This window comes from Colwellia psychrerythraea, assembly GCF_000764225.1.
GTDB lineage: Bacteria > Pseudomonadota > Gammaproteobacteria > Enterobacterales > Alteromonadaceae > Colwellia > Colwellia psychrerythraea_D.
Window position 1 is genome coordinate 23,564 of sequence record NZ_JQED01000031.1, and the last position, 23,360, is coordinate 46,923.

Genomic DNA, 23,360 nt, shown 5'->3' on the forward strand with positions numbered 1-23,360 from the left:
GATATTTATATTATAACTCCAACGAACGCCTTTGCTGGCCTGGATAAATTAACACCTTGTTGCGATAAATTTATGTGCAGCCTTTACTCGAGATATCATCACTGTTTAAAAGCAGCCTAGGCAATAAAACTTTATCGGGATGATGTCCCTTAACCTGATTTATGGTCGCACTAAATCTTGAGTTTTTTAACTAACAATGGAGTCGTTGTTGCTTGAATAATAAGAGTAAAAAGTACAATACCAAAACCAATAGATTGAATCGTCCACCAATAGGGTAATTCTGTTGGCAATGACAAGACTAAGGCAATGGTGACCGCTCCTCGTAATCCTCCCCAGATCATAATAGCTGGATACTTTGGGTTAATGGCTTGCCCCACGGTGGCCTGATTTAGCCATACCGAAAAATAGACCGCAATAATGCGTGCTATAAAAGCACCTACGATGGCAAAAAGTATTGCAAGCCACATCTGGGTAAACATATTAAGACTGACCACTAAACCCAGTAAGACAAAAACAAAAATATTGGCGATAAAGCCAAGTGATTCCCATATATTATGAAGGCCAGCATGAATCGCTTTTAATTGCGTGTGTGCATATTTTTTAAATAAAAGGGCCGCAAACATAACGGCTACAATACCTGATACATGAAATAAGTGCTCTGCAATATAAAAAGTTCCATAGGCAAGAAATAGTGTGATAACCACCATATGAGGCACTGATATTTCAATTAATTTAACCAGTAACGCAATGAAAAATCCTAAAACACTGCCGACAATGATGCCACCAAAAAAAACGTTGCAAAAGGTTAGCACTGCAGACGTTAGATCTGGTTCACTTTGTCCTAAAGCAATGCTGAGAATGATACTAAATAAAACAATGGCGGTTGCATCATTAAACAAGCTCTCCCCTTCAATTAATACGTTTAAGTCATCTGGCGCTTTAAGTGCTTTCAATTGACCAACGACAGCAACGGGATCTGTTGCAGAAATAACCACCCCAGTTAATAACGCGGCAATAAAAGGAAAACCGGGATGGTCGATACCAAAATAAAGGAACACTGCGATAACGACTGTAGAAATGATCAAGCCAAGGGTTGCAAGGGTTAGGACATTTGGTAAGTATTTAAGCAATAATTGGGTATTTAGAGCAAAAGCCGCTTCAAATATTAACACTGGCAGAAGTATAAACAGCATTAAGTCCTGAAAATTACTCGCTCGAACGCCAGTGTCGATACCAAAGGCTACCGTGAATAAAGATAAAATAAAACCGAGTATCACTAAGAGTAATGTGTAAGGAATGCGTATGAATCGAGCAAGAACAATAGCAAGTACACCAACCGCTAACAGCAGTAAAGTGATAGAAACAATCATATGAATATTCATGGCTTATCTATACCCTAATTAGGTTGAGTAATTATTTGAGAGATATAGCTAAGCTTAGTCGATTTAGCAAAACTCGACGATTAGGGAGTATGTGTTGAGTATTCTGTGAGATATAAAAAAGCTTCAAGGGAATTGAAGCTTAAGAAGTCAGTGTTCGAATTAGTGTAGTCTTTTCCGCTCATTTCATTACTTGATTAAGGTAAGTATTTCCTTAAACACAGGTGTTCGACAGTCTTTGACTAATTCAAATAAGCACATCTCTAACCCTGTTAACTCTACACCATTGTTCACGAGTTTGTTGATCGCTAACGTTTTATTAGCAAGTTCACGAGAAGAAACACAATCTGAAACGATTTGTACTTTAAACCCCATGTGTTTCAAACTTAATGCGGTTTGATACACACATATATGTGCTTCAATTCCACAAACAATCCAAGTATCAACGTTAGTGTCTTTAACAGCGTCAATAAACTGAGCATTTTCACAACCGTCAAAAGTATATTTTATGATAGGTTCTTGATGATTAGTTGGTGAACTAAGGAGAGTAGACAACTCTTCAACTGTTTCACCAATTTTTTCTGGGTTTTGTTCTAACCATAAAATGGGTAACTCAAGCGCTTGCACACCTTTGATCAGCTTCTCGCAATTTGACACCAAAGCATCACTATCATGGACTAAACGCGTTAACCTACCTTGAATATCAACAACAATCAGACCGGTACTTTCTTTTTTTAACATGACTAGCTCCTTGGGTTTATGTCTTTATAATACCCTTTAAAATAAAACTTATGCGAGTATTTATTGAGCCGAATTTAAGTTATTTCTTTGGTGCCATAGTTTCAGGCATCAAGACTGCAATAACTTGTCCTTTTGAGCAAATAACACCACCAGCCGACAAGGTAATATCTACGACTATTTTTCGCTCTTTAACTTGACTAAAACGGCCAATTAATTCTAATTCAACACCTTGTGGAGTTGGCGCCAAGAAATTCACATTTAAGGCTCCAGTAACAAAGCGTAATGCCGGCGAACTGCCCATTTCGCGATTTTGTGCGAGATAAGCCATAGCAGAGGCACTGCCCGTACCGTGGCAATCAATCAATGAAGCGGTCATGCCACCATAAACAAAACCAGGTATTGCGGTGAACACTTCTGAAGGGGTGAAACGAGCAATAGTCACACTAGCTAACAAGTCATTCTTATCAATATGCTGCCAGAAGCTTTTTAACTGATGACCATCTTTGTTGTTTTTGCCGCAGCCGTAACAATGGCTTAGCTCTTCAGGATAACAGTCTTGGAATGCTTGTTCGTTCATAAGAAACCTTATTTAATATGATGAGAAACCTAGGCAGCTTTGTGGTACAAATTTGCCTAGGTTGATAGTTTTAGGAGTTTCACTTTTGAGAAAGTGGCAGATAAAACCATGACTACAATAACAATAGCGCTAACTTAGCCAACAGGTCGTAAGTCTTCGATGACTTTACCATCATCGGCTAAAGTGCCAATAGAAACTAATTCAACCGAGCCATTTAGCTTCGTTATTTTCTTCAAACTAGAGCCAATATTCTCAATTGCACCGGCAATATCAGCTTCAGAGTAACCACTAGTATCTAACTCACATTGCAAATTCATTTGATCGTTATAATTAACCTGAGACACTGACAAACGCATTTTGGCAATGTGCGAGTAAGATTGTCTTACCTGCTCTATCTGCTCTGCGTGCACGAACATGCCTTTGATTTTAGTCGTTTGATCTGCGCGGCCTAACCACCCTTTAATGCACATATTAGTTCGACCACAAGCACTTTCACCCGATTTAACTGCAGACAAATCGCCGGTAGCAAAACGAATGAGTGGGTAATCAATATTGAAACTAGTCACCACAACTTCACCAATTTCGCCATCTGCAACAGGATCTAAAGTACCTGGGCGTACAATTTCTACCAACAAATCTTCTGCAATAATGAAACCATCATCAGCTTTAGATTCAAAGCCAATCAGGCCAACATCAGCACTGGCATAGGCTTGTAGGGTGTTAATACCTGCAGCATCAAATTCAGCTCTTAGGCCCTTAGGTAATGCTTCACCTGTCACTAACGCTTTATTAAGACTTGAAATATCTCGGTTTTCAGCGTTAGCTTTATCCAATAAAATTTTCAAAAATGATGGCGTTCCGCTATACCCCTGGGGCTTTAAATGCTCGATAATATCGAGCTGTTGTTCTGTTTGTCCAGGACCTGCTGGAATAACAACGCAACCACAAGCTCTTGCGCCAGAATCAAGAATAAATCCACCTGGTGTTAAATGATAAGACAAGCAGTTTTGTACTATATCACCAGCTCTAAACCCAGCAGCATAGAATGCTTGACCGACACGCCACCAATCATCACTGGTATTTTCGGGATCATAAATAGGTCCAGGAGATTGAAAAATTCTGCCAATGTTAGCTTTGCTTGCATTTAACCCACCCAATGGTGAGTTTTTTGCTTGTAGCTTCATTAAATCTGATTTACGCGTAATGGGAAGTTGCGCAAGCAATTCTCGGCTAGTAATTTTTTCCGCATCAATATGCTGTAAACTCTGCCCATAATGCTGACACTCTTGCTTTGCATAGGTGATAAACGAAGGTAAACGCTCTAATAGAGACTGTTCTCGCAATTCAGGGTTTTGACATTCTCTTTCGTAAAAATATTGTTTCATGGTAACTCGATAATTTTTCAAATATGATCATTTCTAAATATGATAACGTTAATTTTTAATGCTTTTTTTATATCGTTTTTCATGTACTTTCAGAAAGCAGCCAGTTCGTTCTATTTTTGGGAGATAGCGCGGAGCTTACGAATGTAAGTGAGCACTTTCGACAACAAAATAGAGTGAAATGGCAATAAGCTGGAATGTACATAGGTTATAACCAACGTTTACGTCGTTTATAAGACTTTAAGTTTTTAAAGCTTTTACGTTCTTCGTTGCCGCCACCTAAATAGAATTCTTTAACATCTTCATTGCTAAGTAATTGCTCTTGTGTTCCATCCAGTACAATTTTACCTGATTCCATAATGTAGCCGTAGTCAGCTGCTCTAATTGCATAGTTAGCATTCTGCTCAACCAATAACATGGTAATACCCTGATCTTGGTTGATTTTTTTAATTATTCCAAAGACTTCTTTAACCAGTAATGGTGATAGCCCCATCGATGGTTCATCTAAACAAATCATTTTTGGACGAGCCATTAATGCCCTACCTATGGCTAACATCTGTTGTTCACCACCGGATAAGTAACCCGCTAAACCAGTACGCTCTTTTAATCGAGGAAAGTAATTAAATACCATTTCAAGATCTTGATTTATTTGCGCATCATTACGGGTGTAAGCACCTAATTTAAGGTTTTCAATTGAGGTCATATCTTCAATAATGCGACGACCTTCCATGACTTGGATCAGACCGCTACGTACAACATCTTCACCATTTTTCTTGTCAATACGCTCGCCCATAAAGGTAATATCACCTTTAGTCACTTCACCATATTCACTTTTAAGTAAGCCTGAAATCGCTTTTAGCGTTGTTGATTTTCCCGCGCCATTTGGCCCAAGTAAGGTGACTACTTCGCCTTCTGGTACATCTAATGTAACCCCACGTAGTACTTGAATAACTTCGTCATAAACCACTTCAATGTTATTAACCGATAACAAAGGTGTAGCTGTTTGAATTTTTGCTGCCGCCTGAGACATATATATACTCCGTTGAAACTATAACTACCCAGCTTATGTAAGCTGAATAGTTATCAGATAATTAAAATATACTTGCCTAATTTATTCTTGCTCAATAATAAATTAGGTTTTGCACCTCTAAATAATTGGTGCTGTAGTGAAGCCGTCAAGTTGCGAGCCAGATGAACTTAGTACACTAAGTGATTGTGGCGAGCAACGACGACAATAAAGCTATTGCGCCAAGTATGACGAGGATGATACCAATTCCGATAAGTTTCTTCCTACTCAGCGAGAGTTAAAAGGCTTAGGGGCAAGGCATTGATTGAAGAGAATGGTTATTCCCTTATCAAAATCAATAACGATGACAGTGAGCCTTTTAAACTCGCCCTTTGGGAGCTTTCCAGCGATATGATAATTTCACAGAATTTCTTTCATATAGAGTGACTATATGTAAAAAATTCTATTTATTCTCAAACCGCTGGCTAGCTCTGAGTGGGAACTAACTTAATGGGTTTGGTATTAGTAACCTAACCAATCATCACGACGTTCCAAAGTAACTTGTGATACTTTTTCAACTTTAACATCACCTTGTTCGTAGTTACCTTTATAGATATTTACTTGGTTAATGCCACGGTGATCTTCGTTGCTCCAGTTAGCCGCTAAACAAACACCTTCTAAGCCTTTTGGTACCCAATTTTTCTTAACGTACATACCTTTTTTAACGTTCTCTCCGGTAATACCGCCGTTATCTTTCGCCCATTCCATCGCTTCTTTCATGAAGTAGGTAGAACATACGCCACGCATATAGTGATGAACACGAGTTTCTTCACCTGATCTATCAGACATTTTTGAAATTTCACGTACCAACTTCATACCTGGTACATCGTCACTCCAAAATGGTGTCATGGTTGGGAACACATAGTTTTTGATGCCTGAGCCAGCAGCATTAAACATATTGGCATCGCCACCCCAGATACTTGACATAAATTGAATATCTACACCTACGGTGTCACAAGATTTAATTAACGACAGTACTGAGCCACCTATATTTGCCACATAACCGTAGTTTGAACCAGAGCTTTTAATACTCAAACATTGCGCTTTAAAATCACCTGGTTTCATCGAAACAACGACGGGTGATTGTACGTCAAAACCAAGCTCTTCCGCATATTCTGCACAAGCCGCTTTAGGCGCATTTGGGAAAGGATGGTTGGCACCGATATGGGTAAATTTTGGCTTGCCTTTACTACCTTTGTTTTTCCAGTCATCCGCCGCCCACTGCACTAAACCACGACAAGCATCTGAGTAAGATGCACCATAAAAGAAGTTATAAGGCGCTGGTTTTTTAGTGTGTGGGTTTTTACCGGTAGGGTCTGTTAAATGACCCGAATAAGAGGCTGAGAAAACCGGTGTTTTATCACGAGCAACAAAGGAGATTAATGCTTCAGTATCCGCAGTTCCCCAACCTTGCATAGCTACCATGCCTTCACGTGATTTCCATTTTTTATAAGCAGCAATGGCTTGTGGAACTTTATAACCATAATCAATGGTTTCTGATCTTAATTTTGTACCATCAATCCCACCATGGGCATTGATATAAGCAAGTGAGTCACGCACACCATTGGCATAGTTTTTACCAACAAAAGCAGTAGGGCCTGACATGTCAGCTAAATGGCCAACAAAAACAGAATCTTCTGCTTGAACTTGGCTAGTAAAACTTAAAGCAATACAAGTAGTAATTGAACTTAGTAATAATTTTTTGTTTTTAATGCTATTCATTTGAACGTTCCTCAACTTTTTATTTAGTACTTATCTAGGTAAACAACCTGTTTATATAGATAGGTAAGCAGTATTATTTTTATGTTTATATTTACGCTTATTTTTCGCAGTTACCTTATTACGTCCCTAAATAACTGCGACTTATTCATCCTTCATTTATTAAGTGCTTTATAAAGTCACTTAGTAAGCAAATGGATAGAATTTCCAATAGTTCTTAATTTGTGTCCAACGATGTGCCAATCCTTCTGGCTCAAAAATTAAGAAACCGATAATAACTAGGCCAATAGCCATTTCTTTGATGTAAGCTAGACCATCAACCACCATAGGGATATTGCCCCAATCGGTCATTTTCATCACACCAACGCCGCTTTCTAATACTTCAGGTAAGAACACCATGAAGATGACCCCCATCAAGGTACCTTTTATCGAACCTAAACCACCGATAATGATCATGGCTAAGAATTGAATTGACATCATGATGGTGAAACCTTCAGCAGATACATAACCTAAGTAGTGAGCGTATAGCGCACCGCCTATGCCGGCATAAAATGAAGAGATACCAAATGAAAGTAAGCGATATTTATTTAACTTTACGCCCATGATTTCAGCAGATAAATAATGGTCACGTACGGCTACAAACGCTCGGCCATCGCGGCTACGCATTAAGTTACAGCCCCAGATAAACATGAACACTAATGAGAACAGTGCTACATAGTAGAAGCTTTGGTCAGTATCAAAAGCAAAACCAAATAAGCTTACTGGGTCTGCCATTGAACCTGCCGCACCACCAGAGAACCACTCTGCTCTAGCAAAGAAATCTTCAATAATAAATTGTGAAGCAAGGGTTGCTATCGCCAGGTACAAACCTTTAATACGTGCAGCTGGCGCACCAAACATCATGCCAACGCCCATGGTTAAGAAACCTGCTAAAGGAATACATAAAAACACTGGGATATGTAAACTGGTGTTTAACCAGGCCGAGGCAAACGCACCAAAGCCAAAGAAAGCACCATGACCCAAAGATATTTGTCCGGTGTAACCCACTAAGATATTCAAGCCTAATGCGGCGATGCCTAAATATGAGATTTGAATTAATAGTGTTATAAAATACCCATCAACAACTAACGGTGCAAAGCACAAGGCTATGATGGTAAAAATGGTCACCCAACGGATGGTGTTTGTTTCAAAAATTGTCGTATCTTGTTTGTAGCTTGTGCGGAAATCTCCACACGGGCGCATACTTAAACTAGACATAAGTCACTCCTAATAAATATTCGTTTTATTCGTATTGATAATTAAATTCGCCAGAGTGTACTAAATACGCTCAATGTCTTTGGTGCCAAATAGACCGTAAGGTTTGAACCAAAGAATAATTAACAACACATAAAATGGTGCGATATCGTACATATTGCCAATGTGTAAATATTGACTATCAAAAAACTCTGCTATGTTTTCTAATACGCCGATAATAAGACCACCAACAATAGCGCCAACAATTGAATCTAGCCCACCTAAAATAACCGCTGGGAAAACTTTGATACCCATAATAGAAAGTGAATCTGAAACACCATTAACCATACCAAGTACTATCCCTGCGGTAGCTGATACCGTTGCCGCAATTCCCCAGCTCATTGCAAAAACATGTTTTACTGAGACACCTAGACTTTGAGAGGCTTGTTGATCAAACGCTGTTGCTCGCATTGCTAAGCCATGCTTAGAATGTTTAAAGAACATATAGAAAGCGACCATGATAATTAAAGCGATTACCGTACTCATTAAGTACGCCATTTCGACATTCAATCCAAAAATGTTAAGGCTCTGTGTATCAAATACTTGCGGATAACTTTGTGGTGAAACACCAAATATCCATTTCATTAACGATTGGAAGAAAATAGATAGGCCAATAGTGACCATGATTACTGAGATGATCGGCTCACCAATCATTGGACGCAGTACTATCATTTGTAATAGCACACCAAAGGCAGCCATGAATAACAGTGATAATACAAACCCTAGAAAGAATGGTAGCTCTAAGTAAATCAGTGAAGCCCAACAAACCCAGGCACCAATGAGTAAGAACTCACCTTGAGCGAAGTTAACAATTTGAGTCGATTTATAAACCAACACAAAACACATGCCAATAACACCGTATAACAAGCCAACTATCAGGCCGTTGACGATTAATTGGATTAAGAGTTCAAAATTCATGATGCTTTCCTCTGAGTTTGACTACTTGTTGATGAAACAGCACTACCATCATTTTCAATTACCGTAGCAACGTTAAGTGTTGTTTGAATACGTGAGCTACCGCCATCTTGGAAGGTAATAACCGTATCTATATCAACCGTCTCTTTGTTGTCATAAATTGAGTCGATAATATCGCCATACTTATCAGCAATAACCGTACGTCGTACTTTACGTGTACGAGTTAATTCACCATCATCCGCATCAAGTTCTTTATAAAGTAAAATAAATTTATTGATTTTTTGTGCATCAGGTAATGTTGCGTTAACTTTTTCAACTTCTTCTTCAAGCTTTGCGTAAACTTCAGGTAAGGCTGAAAGACTGGTGTAGTTAGTGAACCCTAATCCTTGCTGTTCTGCCCACTTAGAAACAATAGAGAAGCGAATACAAACAATGGCACTTAAGTAAGGTTTGTCTTTACCTAAAATAACGGCTTCACCGATAAATGATGAGAATTTCAGTTTGTTTTCAATATATTGCGGTGAGTACTGCACACCATTGCTGGTTTTGGCTAAATCTTTAATTCGATCGATGATAACTAAATGCCCTGATGGCTTAAAATAACCGGCATCACCAGTATGCATCCAACCATCTTTAACATCTTCATCATAGGCTTCTTGGTTATCTAAATAACCGGTAAACATACCAACAGTTTTAGCGATAACTTCACCAACGCCTTCTTTATCAGCGTTGATAACTTTCACTTCGGCGCTGTCAAAAGCAACACCAACACTGTCGTAATCAACATCATTTTCTTCATGAACTGTGTAAGCTCCACATAACTCTGTTTGGCCATAAAGTTGACGTAACGGCACACCGATAGTTTGGAAGAATCTGAATGTATCTGGACCCATTGCAGCGCCACCGGTTGCGGCTGATTTCAAATTAGTGAAACCCAATCTATCTTTTAAGGCATTCATCAATAAAAGATCGGCAAAAGCTGAACGTTTTCCTTCGGCCTGAGCTTTTTCAGAGATAGCAAAAGCGTAATCAAATAATTTTTGTTTAAGTGGGGTTGAGTCCATCATTCGGGCTTTTACATCGGCTAAAATACCTTCCCAAACACGTGGTGCAAGTAAAACAAAGTTTGGTCCAATTTCACGTAAATCGGCCATCAATGTTTCTTGTCCCTCAACAAAGTTAACTATTTGGCGTGCAATTAAAGCTTGGCCAACAGCATAGACTTGTTCCATGATCCATGGCAGTGGTAAAACCGAGACATAGTTATCGCCAGGCTGGCGAGGATCTGCACGTAAATATGAGCTACAGTGCTTAACAAAATTACCACCACATAAAAAGGCTATTTTAGGTTTTGAGGTTGTGCCTGACGTTGTACAATAAATTGCCGTTTCTTCGGCGTTAGTCGCATCAACATAGGTGTCATATAACTCGGGAGACATTTTCTCAATGGCCTGCCCTTCTTTATATATATCTTCAATGCTAATTAGGCGTTTATCGTCATACTTACGCATGCCACGAGGGTCACAGTAAATAATCATTTTCACGTCAGGAATTTCTTCACCTAATTCAAGTAATTTATCACACTGCTCTTCATCTTCAGCGATAACAACAGTGGCATTACTTTTGTTCAGTAAGTAAACAACTTCTTCATGTAAGGAGTCTTGGAAGATACCGATTGAGTAACAGCCCATTGCATGTGCCGCTACTTCACCCCAGACCCATTCAGGTCTGTTATCACCTAACAAGGCAATCGCTTCTTTTGGGTTTACACCTAATTTGATTAACGCCAGTGATAACCACTTAACGCGGTTGTGATAATCTAGCCAGGTAAATTCATTCCAAATACCGAATTCTTTTTCACGCATGGCGATATCATTTGGCCAGCTCTTAGCGTTCTCTCTCAGTATTTTTGGGAAAGTATCTAACTCCCCCATTTCAAAATCTTTTGTTACTGCTTGTAAGTTAGACATTAGCTAGCCTCCTTTACGGTTTCTTCTTCATCATCTTCGATACCAAGGTAAGCACGTTTAACATGTGGATCAGCCATCACTTCATCAGGTAAACCTGACATCAGTTTCTTACCAAAATCTAGCACCATTACTTGGTGTGAAATATCCATTACTACGCCCATGTCATGCTCAATCATCACTACCGTAATACCGAACTCTTCATTCAAATCGAGGATATAACGCGCCATATCTTCTTTTTCTTCTAAATTCATACCAGCCATTGGTTCATCAAGAAGAATTAACTGGGGTTTTAATGCCATGGCACGTGCTAGCTCAACTCGCTTACGTAAACCATAAGATAAGGTGCCCGCAACAGATTTTCTGATATGAGAAATCTCTAAAAAGTCGATAATTTCTTCACAATAACGGCGGTGTGCAAGCTCTTCTTTTTGCGCTGGTGATGCCCAATATAGTGGTCCAGTTAACCAGTTGTTTTTCAATAAGTGATGACGGCCAACCATGATGTTGTCTAACACCGACATATGACCAAATAAGGCTAAATTTTGAAAGGTACGCCCCATACCAAGATCTGCCCTGTCATTTGGACGTAAGTCAGTGACAATTTTGTCATTGAAAATAACGTTGCCAGAATTTGGTTGGTACCGTCCAGAAATACAGTTAAGCATGGAAGTTTTACCAGCACCATTAGGACCGATAATGGAAAATACAGAGCCACGGGGAACTTCAAAGCTAACGTCGGTTAATGCTTTAACACCACCAAACGCTAATGAAACATTCTCTACTTTGAGTATTGACTCAGTCATACTCACACTCCTCAATTGATAAAAAAATATATGCGTTTTAATACGCTTGAAACATCAAGACAATGTGCATCAGGATAATTGCTCCTGCATTAACTAATAAGGTACTTCCTGTACGGTCTGCACTGTCTAAAAACTAAATCCGTATAGTGTTTGTTATTGTCAGATACTTTATATCTTGTATCTAAAAAAGAGGGGGGGAACTGCCCCCCTCAAAACGTAACAACAAAATGGGAGTTGTCACGTGTACTAAGATAAAACTAAAGTACGTACTTCATTGTTACTTGTGCATAATTTGAATCTGCATCTAAGTTGTCCTGTCTGTACTGACCTACTTCAACACCTACCGCTAATTGCTTAGTTAGGTTTTCAAATAAGTTAACACTCCATTGACTACTTTCAGCGCCTGAATAATCAGCTTCAGCTGCACCGTAAAGCACTGTAGATCTTAATGTTTCAGTCCAGTAATGACGGTACGCTGCTAGATAAGCGGTAGTGTCTTCAACTTTTTCAACACCATTACCGTCAGTATTGATATCTTTAGTGAATGCAACACCCACATAACGGCCTACTTCGCCTTGATGGAATTGGAATCTAAAATCATCTTTACCAAAGGTTTTAATACGACCTGCAATTGAACCGCCAATGGCTGTTTCAGATTTACCTAAATTAGTATTAAGTTGACGACCTAAAGCAGAGAATGAAACCGAGCCCCAGTCACCTTTTAAGTTATAACGTGCGACTACATCTGGAACGCTGTCATTGGCAGTATCACCACCCCAAGATTCAGGGTTCTCTAGTGAGAATTGGAAATCGCCCATGGTATAACGAATTTGACCTTGACGAATAAACACTAAGCCTTGTGTTGCACCAGCAAAATCTGCTGACTCAGGAATAGCACTGGTATTCATAAAAGTTGACCAGGTTTGACCGGCGATTACGTTTTTATATTTGATAAACGCGTGGCGAATACGAGGATGAGCAGAGTTTGAAACGATTTCGTTACCACCGCCGCCCCAAAAATCCATTTCGATGAAGCCCATCACTTCACCATGGGTATATTTCATGTTGAAACGAGTTTCATTGGCAAAAATATTGAATTGTGTAGCATCTTCAGCAAGTTTAGTGCCTGTACCAATCCAGAAAGGTTTATAGGCTACATTACCATCAACGTAGCGCGCATCTACTTTGATGTACCCACCGAAAGATATTTTATCTTCATCTGATATTTTTATGTCATAACCAGCACTTGCTGCGCTTGCAGCAACAAGTAAAGGTGAGGCGAGTAGTAGTTTTTTAAATTTATTGCTAACCATTGCTATTTCCCTTGTTATATTTGTTTTTTATTTGAACTTATTATGTTTATCGAACTCAGGTTTACCTAATCATCATAAGCCAGTACAAAAATGTAACAATCGGAAATAAGACTTAGCACCTAGCACCTAGTCCTTTAGTCGTAGGAAATTATTTAGTCAAAGACTAGTCCTTAAGTTGTAGAAATATAGAGATTTTTATCTGAAGAAATATGCTAGATTGACAAAGTGATAAGCAGTTGAATAGTTAAGTAGGTTTAATTTTATGTTTGCAAATTGGTTGTTAGTTAGCGTAAGTATTGGCTATATAGGTCTGTTGTTTCTTATTGCGCATTTAGGTGGGAAATATCGCAATAAATTAGAAGCAAAACAACAAACTATAATCTATGCATTATCCTTAGGTGTTTATTGTACTTCGTGGGGTTTTTTAGGCACAACCGCACAAGCCGCTGACCACTCTTTTACCTTCCTTTCGGTTTATTTAGCGCCCATTGTACTGTTTGTATTTGCTTGGCCTTTCATTCAACGTATTATAAAAACCAGTTTACAGCTCAAGATTACCTCAATTGCCGATCTGCTCTCAGCACGCTTTGGTAAGTCACAAACGTTAGCCATTATTATTACCATAGTCGCTTTAATTGGCACCATGCCCTATATAGCACTGCAGCTCAAAGCGATTGTAAATTCCTATCAAATATTGCAAGAAACCCAAGACCTACCTATATGGCAAATAGGCCTAGTGGTTAGCATCATCCTTGCGGTGTTCACTATTATTTTTGGCATTAGAACTATCGACATAACCGAACGTCATCCTGGCGTCATGATTGCGATTGCCTTTGAATCGCTTGTGAAATTAATTGCTTTTCTTTTAGTAGGTCTATTCGTCAGCTTTATTATTTATGATTCACCAGTCGATATATGGGAGCTATCCAAAGATCAGTTTGATATGAGTAAACAATTCGAGTTCAATAACCTTTTTGGTTTGTTCGGCATGTTAATTATCGTCATGTCTGCTTTTTTATGCTTACCAAGACAATTTCAAGTGATGTTTGTTGAAATAAAAGATAAAAAAACAAGCGGTATGGCAAGGTGGGTTTTACCGGTTTATTTACTCATTTTTGGTTTTTTTGCTGCCGTGCTCGGTTTGGCTGGCAACTTAAATTACGGTAGCTCACTCGCCCCAGACGCCTATGTGCTTTTCTTACCAGCGTTAGATGGCCAGGTATTATTATCTCTATTCGCTTTTTTAGGTGCGGTATCGGCAGCCAGTTCAATGGTAATTGTTTCAACCATTGCCCTGAGCACTATGCTCAGTAATGAAATTGTTTTTCCTGTGATGTTTAACTTCTCACGTAAGAAACAGCAAGACTTTAACCACTTTCAATTACAATTACTATTTATCCGTAAGGCTTTGGTGTTGTTGGTTATTTTCTTAAGTTATGGCTTGTTGTTATTATCCCCTCCCGACACATTATCATCCTTAGGTGAAGTTGCTTTTGGCGCAATAGCCCAAATTGGTCCCGCACTGTTTGTCGCCTTTTATTGGCGTAAAGCAACCCTTGCTGGTGTGCTTGCTGGCATAAGTTGTGGCTTTACTATTTGGACACTCTTTAATTTATTACCCCAGTTAGGTATTTATGCTCACCCTTTTGCAGACACAGACTTACCTAAAACAACCGTCATAACCCTTATTGGTTTGCTCATTAATGTTATCGTGCTATGGCTGGTTTCTTTGGGCACAAGACAAAGTATTAGAGAGCAGATGCAAAGTGAATTTTTCTATAAAGACAGAAAAAAGGTCAAATGGAGCTTACCAACGCAGCCCAAAGTTGACGTAGTCGAGTTAGAGCTTTTAGTGGCTCGATTCATCGGTGAAGAAAAAGCTAATCACTGCTTTAAACAATTTCATTCAATGAATCAGACTAAAGACAATAAAAAATTTAATGAAGCAATATTATTTCATGCAGAAAACACCCTAGCCCGTGTTTTAGGCTCAGCCTCAGCAAAATTGGTTACCTCTTTGGCGATCAGCAGTCGCGGTATGGCCTTTGATCAAGTCGCCAAGTTAGTTGAAGATAACTCTACTCAGCAATTGGATTTCAGTCGCACCGTCCTACAAAGTGCTATTGAAAATGTCAGTGAAGGCATTTCAGTTATTGATAGTGAGCTAAAACTCGTCGCTTGGAATAAACAATACTTAGATATTTTTGGCTACCCTGAGGAATTTATTTATATTGGTTGCCCTATCAGTCAGCTAATACATTTCAATTTAAGTCAGCAAGGGTATTTTGCTAAAGATATTGATTTACAAGTTAAAAAGCGTATTCAGTATATTATGGAAGGTAGTCGTCATAACACTGAGTATAAGCTTAAAAATGGTAAAAATATTCGTATAGAAGGCAGTCCCATCCCTGGAGGTGGTTTTGTCATGATCTTCTCTGATATTACCCAGTACCGTCAAACAGAAGAGGTATTGAAAGAAGAAAATACTGATCTCGAATCAAGGGTGCAATTTCGCACCGCTGAGCTGGAACAGGCTAACAAAGAGTTGGCGCTTGCTAACCAGGAGCTACTACAAGCACAAACTAAAGCAGAGCAAGCTCACATAAAAAAAAGTCAGTATTTAAAAGCCTGTAGTCATGATTTATTACAACCGCTCTCTGCTGCAAGATTGTTTTCTTCTGCTATTTCTTTAAGTCCGCGTGTCACCCATGAAGAACGCGAGCAAATCAAAAAAATAGATAATTCTTTAGAAATAGCGAACAGTTTATTGCTTGATTTGAATGAAATTGCCCGGATTGAAAGTGGTAATATCACGCCAACTATTGAACCAATAGAGATCAAAGAATTGTTCACTATGTTAGCGAATGAGTTTAATGCCTTAACAGAGGAATACCATGTAGAGTTTCATTGTAAAATGAGCAAAATTTATGTGGCGAGCGATATCACCTTGCTGGCAAGAATTATACAAAACTTTCTCAGTAATGCTTTTCGTTATGCCCATAAGTGCGACAAGAGCAGCCAGAGTAAAGTGTTGTTGGGTTGTCGCCGACAAGGTAATGAAATATCTATCCAAGTTTTTGATAACGGTCCAGGTATTCCGGTAGACAAACAACAGCAAGTTTTTGACCAGTTTACTCAATTAAACAACAGCAATGTTATGGGTCCTAAAGGCCTCGGCTTAGGACTAAACATAGCGCAAAGTTTGGCCAAAATTCTTGAACATAAAATTGATTTAAAATCTAAACCCGGTCATGGTTGTTTGTTTAGTGTTAACGCCCCCATGACCTTACCGCCCGTGGCCAAAGAGCAAGTACTGCCTCCCGCCAGTATGAGTTTGCATGGCGTTGGTGTTTTGTGCATAGACAATGAACCGGCAATACTTGATGGCATGACTAAATTATTAAGTGTATGGCAATGTCAGGTTTTCACCGCAGTTGATGCGCAACAAGCTAAAGAGCTTTATGCAAAACACGAAGATGAGATTGATATCTTGCTAGTAGATTATCAACTAACCGGTAGCCAAGAAGATAATATTATTTTGGCTACTGAATTGTTGATTAATGAAAGGAGTAACAGCTCATTAGCAAATGAAACTGTCAATGGTATAGGCCTTATTCAGCAATTAAGAGCCATGAGTCCTTATGCCCTGCCTGCTATTCTTATTACGGCAACTACCGATGAAAACCTGATGGCATTAACCAAACAGCATAATATTGGTTATTTACGCAAAATTATCAAACCGCTGGCGTTACGTTCATTGATGAGTGCATTACTTACTGAAGCACTTGCCAAGAATTACTCTCAACATTCAATATAAAAATTCCGTTACCAATCGAGCTTAATGATGGGTAACGGATAGATGACTGTGCTTTGAATTTTGTCTTGAATTACTGACCAAAAGTACTTTGATTCAATTGCAGTTCATTTAACGTGATCACCGCTTGAGTGCGGTTTCGTACACCCAATTTTAAAAAGATAATACTCGCATGGCTTTTGATGGTTGATTCTGATGTACCAAGCTGAGACGCTATTTGTTTGTTGAGTAACCCGTCAGCAAACATTAATAAAATCTGGTGCTGTTTAGGGGTTAATGAGGCAATTTTATCATCAATATCATGATTTTTTTCACTCGGATTAAACTCCCCATCGGGTGTCCATAAAGTACCATTAAGTACCTCTTCAATCGCCACCACCATTTTGGGAACCGGTGTCGATTTAGGAATAAAACCCGCAGCGCCAAAACTCATGGCCTTATGAATAGTCTCTTTGTCTTCAAAGCCAGAAATAACCACGATGCCTAAATCAGGATGTGAGCGCCTAATGCTAATTAAACTATTAAAACCATGTGCCCCTGGTATATCTAAATCAAGCAAGAGTAAATCAGCCTTTTCTTCACTTTCTAAATGCTGCTCAAGCTCAGGAATATTTTCCGCATCAACAATGACGGCACTAGTGAAGTGGGATTTTAACGTGATGGTTAGTGCTTGGCGAAATAGAGGATGATCGTCAGCCAATATTATTTTCATGTTATCGAACATAATTATATCCATCCTTCAATCGACTATGATTATTAGTATATCGATTGTTTTTTATTAAATGAAAACTTTTACTGTTACAAACACAATAACAAAGTCTGTATAAAGCTGCTAGGGAGATTTCGAATTTATCTTCGATGGAAAGATCAAAAAATCGCGCTGATGTGTACAATAATTCACGGTTTTTACAGAGTAAAAATGAAAGGAATTTTAAAATAGAATTGATGTTATTCTGTTGGGTTTAACAAGTCAGCATGGTCTATAACCAGTTGTTTTAAGTATTGCCACACGGTATTTACATGGGACAAACGTTTACTCTCTGGGTGAGTAACCAACCAAAAACTTCTCGTGATCGTGATTTCTTGGCTGTGTAGTTTAATCAGGTTTTTATCTTGATCAGCCAAAAAGCAAGGCAAAACGCCAATACCTAAACCACTTTTAATGGCAAAATACTGGCTGATAATACTGGTGCTACTAAAACTTGCTTTTAGCTCACTTGCTAAATATTGATCCAATTCTTTTATATAAGAAAGTTGGTCGGTAAAGATTAAATTATCCACATAAGTAACCCATTTATGATCGGCTAAATCCTCTAATAATATTCCTTGTGGATATTGCTCTAAATTCTTATCTAAGTAATCCTGATGTGCGTAGAGTTGCAATTTATAATCGCAAAGTTTTGATACTATCATCGAGGTACTTTTAGGTTTCTCGACCGCAATGGCAATGTCCGCTTCATTTCGACTGATTTTTACATAACGTGAAAAGAGCAATAAATGTACATCAATATTGGGATGTTGTTGTTGTAATGCCAAAAGGTTCGGAGAAACAAAAAAGTTACCTAATGCTTCAGTCACACCAATGCGAACTAAACCACAATTTTCTTCATTGTTATTATGGATGCTCGAAAGTGCATGTTGTGCATCTTGCTCCATTTTACAGGCAGAGTTGAGTAACATCTCGCCATCGGGCGTTAATACATGCCCCTCTTGTGTCCGGTCAAATAGCTTTGTCGCTACACTTTCTTCGAGTTTATGCAAACGCCTAGACACAGTAGACGCATCCATTGCTAAACGTTTTGCCGCTGTCGATAGCCGCTCTGCGCGAGCAACTTCAAGAAAAATTTTAATATCGTCCCAATTCATCTAGCTAGTCTACTATTTTCAAAACACCATTGCAAAAATGCAAAGCGCGTTGCACCTATGTTTATTGTGACCAGTTTAAGAAAGGCCTATCTTGATTATAGATATTTTCAATTTATTAATCGAGGTTGCTATGAGTATTACTGAAGTTCCACTAATTATTAATGGTGAAAAAGTTCGTTCACAAACTACCGAGTGGTTAGATGTTTTAAACCCTGCTACTCAAGAAGTTGTCGCTCGTGTACCTATTGCAACACCAGCAGAAATAGACCAAGCAGTTCAAAGTGCACAAACAGCCTTCAAAACCTGGTCTAAAACGTCATTAACTAACCGTATGCGCATTATGGTAAATTTCGCCCATTTAGTGCGTGAAAATACGCAAGAACTCGCTGAACTAGTAACGCTAGAGCACGGTAAAACCTTGCCTGATGCTGAAGGTGAAGTAGGTAGAGCCTTAGAAGCGATTGAAAATGCTTCTTCAGTTACTCGTTTGCAATTAGGTGATATGGGTAACAATGTTGCTTCTGGCGTAGATACTTATACCTTAAATAAACCACTAGGCGTAGGTTTAGGTATTACCGCTTTTAACTTTCCATTAATGCTTGCGGCCTTTATGTTTCCACCTGCAATTGCTTGTGGTAATACTTTTGTACTTAAACCTTCTGAGCAAGCGCCTTCATCAACAGTACGCTTTGTTGAACTTGCGATTGAAGCAGGTTTACCTGCAGGTGTTATCAATGTTGTTCATGGCGGTCCTGATTCAGTCAATGCCTTAATTGAACATGAGCATGTTAAAGCGGTATCGTTTATTGGCTCTACCCATGTTGGTACGCATATATACAATCATGCGAGCAAACACGGCAAACGTGCACAATCTATGATGGGCGCTAAAAACCACATGGTTATTATGCCTGATGCCAATAAAGACAGAGCGATTAATGACTTACTTGGCTCAGCTTTTGGTGCTGCCGGTCAACGTTGTATGGCTAACCCTGTCACTATTTTAGTTGGCAAGTCTCGAGACTGGTTACCTGAAATAGTAGAACGTGCAAAATTAATGAAAGTAGGTCCTGGCTCTCAGCGTGATGCTGACCTAGGTCCAGTCGTATCGCCACAAGCCAAAAAACGTATTATCAGCTTACTTGATAGTGGTGTTGAGCAAGGTGCTACTCTGCTAGTTGATGGCAGAAACTGTCAAGTTGAAGGTTATCCAAATGGTAACTTTGTGGGTCCAACATTATTTACTAATGTGACTACTGACATGGATATTTATACCCAAGAGATATTCGGCCCGGCATTATGTGTTTTAGAAGCTGAAACATTAGAAGAGGCTATCGCAATTATCAACGCTAATCCTAATGGCAATGGTACCTCTATTTTCACTTCATCAGGTTGGAATGCACGTTTATTTGAAAATGAAATTGATGTTGGCCAAGTAGGTATTAACGTGCCGATTCCAGTGCCAGTTGCCTTCTTTAGCTTTACCGGTTCAAGAGCTTCAAAATTAGGTGATTTAGGTCCAAACGGTAAACAAACTATTAGCTTCTGGACACAAACTAAGTCAGTCACAGCACGTTGGTTTGAACCAGATCATGAAGATGGTCAAGATGTTCATACCACTATTAGCATGAAATAGAGCTTCAACTATTGCTCGATGCTTATTCCTCAACGTGCACTTATACTTATAGATGCATGTTGAGGACATTTTAATTCAAACCTAGTGTCTGGTCTTAGCGCTGCGGTTTACAATAATTAAGTACAAACAAAAGGAGAACGTCATGGCGAATATTGCTTTCATCGGTTTAGGAAATATGGGTGGCCCAATGGCCATCAACTTAGTCAAAGCCGGACATCAAGTTTGTGTTTTTGATTTATCAGAGCAAGCTGTTGCTCACGTGGTAGAACAAGGTGCAACGACACAATCACAAGCCAGCGATTGTGTAAAAGATGCTGAATTTATTATTACCATGCTGCCGGCAGGCAAGCATGTTGAGGCAGTACTTCTATCAGAAAATGGCTTAATAAATCATATCGCTAAAGGCGCTTTAGTTATTGACTCTTCTACCATTGATTCTGCCACTTCGATTAACGTTGGTACTGTTTTGTTAGAGCAAGGTATCAACTTTATTGATGCACCTGTCTCTGGTGGCGTAGGTGGTGCAACCGCCGGTACGTTAAGCTTTATGGTAGGTGGTAATGAAGCTGACTTTAGCCGAGCGAAACCTGTTTTAGATGTTATGGGTAAAAATGTTTTCCATGCCGGTGATCATGGTGCGGGTCAGGTAGCGAAAGCTTGTAATAACATGCTGTTATCAGTGCTAATGCTAGCAACTTCTGAAGCATTACAATTGGGTATCAGTAATGGTTTAGATCCGTCTGTCTTGTCAGACATTATGAGTAAGAGTTCAGGCAGCAATTGGACGCTTGATGTCTACAACCCTTGTCCTGGTGTGATGGAAAATGTGCCATCATCTAACGATTATCAAGGTGGCTTTATGGTTGACTTAATGGCCAAAGATTTAGGCCTAGCGATGGACACGGCATTAAAGAGTCATTCATCAACACCCATGGGCGCATTAGCACGTAGTTTATATGCTATGCATGCTGCCAATGGTAATGGTGCTAAAGATTTCTCAAGTGCTTTTAACCTATTCAATCAAGCTAAATAGGCTATTTTTCCTCTGTTATAAATAACTATTGCTACCCTGAGAGTATTCCAAAGAAAAGGCCGATACACTATGTATCGGCCTTTTATTTTACGACTCCACAGCCGACAAATTAATGAAAGCAAAGAGTTCGCAATAAAATTATCTTAACTCTCTGCGCAATAATTTACCGACACTCGATTTAGGTATTTCGTCAATAAAGACCACATGTTTAGGCGCTTTATATGCGGTTAACCCTTGACGACAAAAGTTGATAACATCATTTTCAGTAATGTTGGCATCGGCTGAGCTTTTATCTGTCACAATGAAAAGCTTCACCGCCTCACCCGTTTTCTCATCATCGACACCGATACAAGCAGACTCTAATATACCCGGCATTTTTGCCACTTCAGCTTCTATTTCATTCGGGTAAACATTAAAACCGGAGACATTGATCATATCTTTTATGCGATCAACAATATGAAAGAAACCATGTTCATCAAGCATAGCTACATCACCGGTTTTGAAATAACCATCATGAGTCATACATTCAGTGGTTGCTGCAACATTATTCCAATAACCTGACATCACTTGCGGACCTTTAGCGCATAATTCACCTGACTGACCTTGTGCAACACTCTTGCCCAGCTCATCACGAATGGAAATATCGGTATTAGGTACCGGCACACCAATGCCAGGCACATCATCAGGGTGATCTGTGCTACCAAAATTTAACGTTAAAATTGGTGAAGTTTCTGACAATCCATACCCTTCTTGCAGTTTAACACCAGTAACTTGTCGCCATTTATCAGCCACCGCTTGTTGAACGGCTGCACCGCCGCCAATACAAAGTTTCAATGAAGAAAAATCGACCTCATCAAAACCTGGCGTGTGTAATAGGCCATTAAATAAAGTGTTAACACCGGTAAACATGGTTGCCGGAGTATTTTTCCAAACCTCAACAAAACTGGGCATATCACGTGGATTAGTGACTAAAACATTTTTTGCACCAAAGCTAAAGTAACTTAGTGTATTCGCCATTAACGCGAAGATGTGGTACATCGGAATCGCCGTGATAACAACGTCATTACCGTAATCAATATGCGCTTTAGCAAACTCTTTATATTGCAATATATTTGCAATCAAATTGCCATGACTCAGCATAGCCCCTTTAGACAAACCGGTAGTACCTCCAGTATATTGTAGGAACAGTAAGTCATCTTGACATAAGGCAGGCTCATTGAGGCCAAGATTTTTCCCTTGCTCAAGTGCCTCAGTAAAACTAATCGTATTGGCTAAACGTTTGTCTACTTCAGCACAAGGTAAGCCTTTATTGATCAAGTCATCTAAATCAACCGTGATAATATGCTTGATGCCCGTATTATCTATAATCTCAGCTAACATTTCAGTAGAAGGAGAGAAGATTATAATGGTATCAACTTGCGCATCGTTCAGTTGATGTTCTAATTCTCTTGGTGTGTACATAGGATTGACATTCACTTGTACGCCACCAACACGAACAATGCCCCACATGGCTATGGGAAAACATAAGGTATTAGGACACATGAGTGCCACACGATCATTTTTAACAACGTTCAACTTATTCTGTAAATAAGCAGCAAAATCGCGGGACAATTCATCTACTTGTTCAAAAGTCAGTTCCGCACCAAAATTACTGTAAGCCGTGTTTTTCTGATATTTTGCAGTGGTTTGTTGCAGTAAATCTGTTAATGAAGAATAACGGCTTAAGTCGACAGTATGTGCCACATTTTCGGGGTAATTGGTAAACCAAGGTTTAGTCATGTGCTTTCCTTAAGTAATTAGCTTTGTTTAAATAGTAGAACAAGCAGTGAAACAAAACAGTATTAAATAGTATTAAA

Annotated in this window: 17 protein-coding genes; 3 read left to right on the forward strand and 14 right to left on the reverse strand. The window is 39.1% G+C overall.

All coding sequences use genetic code 11. The features are described 5' to 3' along the window. Positions 1–170 precede the first annotated feature (170 nt). The 11 genes from ND2E_RS09190 to ND2E_RS09140 all read right to left on the reverse strand — a co-directional run bounded on the left by ND2E_RS09190 (position 171) and on the right by ND2E_RS09140 (position 13,158). Complete coding sequence (locus ND2E_RS09190; protein WP_033094222.1) at positions 171–1,382, reverse strand: cation:proton antiporter; 1,212 nt, start codon at positions 1,380–1,382, stop codon at positions 171–173. Positions 1,383–1,568: 186 nt separating this feature from the next. Continuing rightward, positions 1,569–2,120 (reverse strand): isochorismatase family protein, encoded by a 552-nt coding sequence (locus ND2E_RS09185; protein ID WP_033094223.1) that lies wholly within the window; start codon positions 2,118–2,120, stop codon positions 1,569–1,571. A 79-nt stretch (positions 2,121–2,199) separates the two neighbouring features. Continuing rightward, positions 2,200–2,697 (reverse strand): PaaI family thioesterase, encoded by a 498-nt coding sequence (locus tag ND2E_RS09180; protein ID WP_033094224.1) that lies wholly within the window; start codon positions 2,695–2,697, stop codon positions 2,200–2,202. Positions 2,698–2,831: 134 nt separating this feature from the next. Beyond that, positions 2,832–4,082: a phenylacetate--CoA ligase family protein gene (locus ND2E_RS09175; protein ID WP_033094225.1), complete on the reverse strand. Its 1,251-nt coding sequence runs from the start codon at positions 4,080–4,082 to the stop codon at positions 2,832–2,834. A gap of 205 nt (positions 4,083–4,287) precedes the next feature. Beyond that, positions 4,288–5,109 (reverse strand): ABC transporter ATP-binding protein, encoded by an 822-nt coding sequence (locus ND2E_RS09170; protein WP_033094226.1) that lies wholly within the window; start codon positions 5,107–5,109, stop codon positions 4,288–4,290. A gap of 498 nt (positions 5,110–5,607) precedes the next feature. Further along, a complete protein-coding gene (locus ND2E_RS09165; RefSeq protein ID WP_033094227.1) occupies positions 5,608–6,867 on the reverse strand; it encodes an ABC transporter substrate-binding protein in 1,260 nt (419 codons plus the stop codon). 180 nt (positions 6,868–7,047) lie between these two features. Beyond that, positions 7,048–8,121 (reverse strand): branched-chain amino acid ABC transporter permease, encoded by a 1,074-nt coding sequence (locus ND2E_RS09160; RefSeq protein ID WP_033094228.1) that lies wholly within the window; start codon positions 8,119–8,121, stop codon positions 7,048–7,050. Between the two features lie 60 nt (positions 8,122–8,181). Next, positions 8,182–9,075, reverse strand: coding sequence for a branched-chain amino acid ABC transporter permease (locus ND2E_RS09155; RefSeq protein ID WP_033094229.1), 894 nt, complete (start codon positions 9,073–9,075; stop codon positions 8,182–8,184). Then, complete coding sequence (locus ND2E_RS09150; protein ID WP_033094230.1) at positions 9,072–11,042, reverse strand: long-chain fatty acid--CoA ligase; 1,971 nt, start codon at positions 11,040–11,042, stop codon at positions 9,072–9,074. The genes ND2E_RS09155 and ND2E_RS09150 overlap by 4 nt, the downstream gene beginning before the upstream one ends. Beyond that, a complete protein-coding gene (locus ND2E_RS09145; RefSeq protein WP_033094231.1) occupies positions 11,042–11,845 on the reverse strand; it encodes an ABC transporter ATP-binding protein in 804 nt (267 codons plus the stop codon). The genes ND2E_RS09150 and ND2E_RS09145 overlap by 1 nt, the downstream gene beginning before the upstream one ends. Before the next feature lie 257 nt (positions 11,846–12,102). Then, a complete protein-coding gene (locus ND2E_RS09140) occupies positions 12,103–13,158 on the reverse strand; it encodes a DcaP family trimeric outer membrane transporter (RefSeq protein ID WP_033094232.1) in 1,056 nt (351 codons plus the stop codon). Between the two features lie 262 nt (positions 13,159–13,420). On the opposite strand from ND2E_RS09140, the gene ND2E_RS09135 reads away from it, so the two are divergent. Next, on the forward strand, positions 13,421–16,975 hold the full coding sequence (locus tag ND2E_RS09135) for a hybrid sensor histidine kinase/response regulator (protein ID WP_033094233.1): 3,555 nt from the start codon (positions 13,421–13,423) through the stop codon (positions 16,973–16,975). 70 nt (positions 16,976–17,045) lie between these two features. Here the strand turns inward: ND2E_RS09135 and ND2E_RS09130 are convergent, their stop codons facing one another. Together ND2E_RS09130 and ND2E_RS09125 are read right to left on the reverse strand one after the other, a co-directional pair. Then, the gene (locus ND2E_RS09130; protein ID WP_033094234.1) at positions 17,046–17,696 is read right to left on the reverse strand and encodes a response regulator transcription factor; all 651 of its coding nucleotides are present in this window, start codon (positions 17,694–17,696) and stop codon (positions 17,046–17,048) included. Between the two features lie 224 nt (positions 17,697–17,920). Next, positions 17,921–18,838: a LysR family transcriptional regulator gene (locus ND2E_RS09125; RefSeq protein ID WP_052056602.1), complete on the reverse strand. Its 918-nt coding sequence runs from the start codon at positions 18,836–18,838 to the stop codon at positions 17,921–17,923. Between the two features lie 130 nt (positions 18,839–18,968). Between ND2E_RS09125 and ND2E_RS09120 the strand changes: the two genes are divergently transcribed. Both ND2E_RS09120 and mmsB read left to right on the forward strand, forming a co-directional pair. Next, a complete protein-coding gene (locus tag ND2E_RS09120; protein ID WP_033094286.1) occupies positions 18,969–20,471 on the forward strand; it encodes a CoA-acylating methylmalonate-semialdehyde dehydrogenase in 1,503 nt (500 codons plus the stop codon). 142 nt (positions 20,472–20,613) lie between these two features. Beyond that, positions 20,614–21,504: a 3-hydroxyisobutyrate dehydrogenase gene (gene mmsB / locus ND2E_RS09115; protein ID WP_033094235.1), complete on the forward strand. Its 891-nt coding sequence runs from the start codon at positions 20,614–20,616 to the stop codon at positions 21,502–21,504. A 138-nt stretch (positions 21,505–21,642) separates the two neighbouring features. Here mmsB and ND2E_RS09110 read toward each other — a convergent pair whose 3' ends face one another. Next, positions 21,643–23,283, reverse strand: a complete 1,641-nt coding sequence (locus tag ND2E_RS09110; protein WP_033094236.1) for an AMP-binding protein — start codon at positions 23,281–23,283, stop codon at positions 21,643–21,645. Positions 23,284–23,360: the final 77 nt, after the last annotated feature.

Coding starts and splice junctions, on each gene's coding strand:
- ND2E_RS09190 (WP_033094222.1), bottom strand. CDS start 1,382: ATGAATATTCATATGATTGTTTCTATCACTTTACTGCTGTTAGCGGTT.
- ND2E_RS09185 (WP_033094223.1), bottom strand. CDS start 2,120: ATGTTAAAAAAAGAAAGTACCGGTCTGATTGTTGTTGATATTCAAGGT.
- ND2E_RS09180 (WP_033094224.1), bottom strand. CDS start 2,697: ATGAACGAACAAGCATTCCAAGACTGTTATCCTGAAGAGCTAAGCCAT.
- ND2E_RS09175 (WP_033094225.1), bottom strand. CDS start 4,082: ATGAAACAATATTTTTACGAAAGAGAATGTCAAAACCCTGAATTGCGA.
- ND2E_RS09170 (WP_033094226.1), bottom strand. CDS start 5,109: ATGTCTCAGGCGGCAGCAAAAATTCAAACAGCTACACCTTTGTTATCG.
- ND2E_RS09165 (WP_033094227.1), bottom strand. CDS start 6,867: ATGAATAGCATTAAAAACAAAAAATTATTACTAAGTTCAATTACTACT.
- ND2E_RS09160 (WP_033094228.1), bottom strand. CDS start 8,121: ATGTCTAGTTTAAGTATGCGCCCGTGTGGAGATTTCCGCACAAGCTAC.
- ND2E_RS09155 (WP_033094229.1), bottom strand. CDS start 9,075: ATGAATTTTGAACTCTTAATCCAATTAATCGTCAACGGCCTGATAGTT.
- ND2E_RS09150 (WP_033094230.1), bottom strand. CDS start 11,042: ATGTCTAACTTACAAGCAGTAACAAAAGATTTTGAAATGGGGGAGTTA.
- ND2E_RS09145 (WP_033094231.1), bottom strand. CDS start 11,845: ATGACTGAGTCAATACTCAAAGTAGAGAATGTTTCATTAGCGTTTGGT.
- ND2E_RS09140 (WP_033094232.1), bottom strand. CDS start 13,158: ATGGTTAGCAATAAATTTAAAAAACTACTACTCGCCTCACCTTTACTT.
- ND2E_RS09135 (WP_033094233.1), top strand. CDS start 13,421: ATGTTTGCAAATTGGTTGTTAGTTAGCGTAAGTATTGGCTATATAGGT.
- ND2E_RS09130 (WP_033094234.1), bottom strand. CDS start 17,696: ATGTTCGATAACATGAAAATAATATTGGCTGACGATCATCCTCTATTT.
- ND2E_RS09125 (WP_052056602.1), bottom strand. CDS start 18,838: ATGAATTGGGACGATATTAAAATTTTTCTTGAAGTTGCTCGCGCAGAG.
- ND2E_RS09120 (WP_033094286.1), top strand. CDS start 18,969: ATGAGTATTACTGAAGTTCCACTAATTATTAATGGTGAAAAAGTTCGT.
- mmsB (WP_033094235.1), top strand. CDS start 20,614: ATGGCGAATATTGCTTTCATCGGTTTAGGAAATATGGGTGGCCCAATG.
- ND2E_RS09110 (WP_033094236.1), bottom strand. CDS start 23,283: ATGACTAAACCTTGGTTTACCAATTACCCCGAAAATGTGGCACATACT.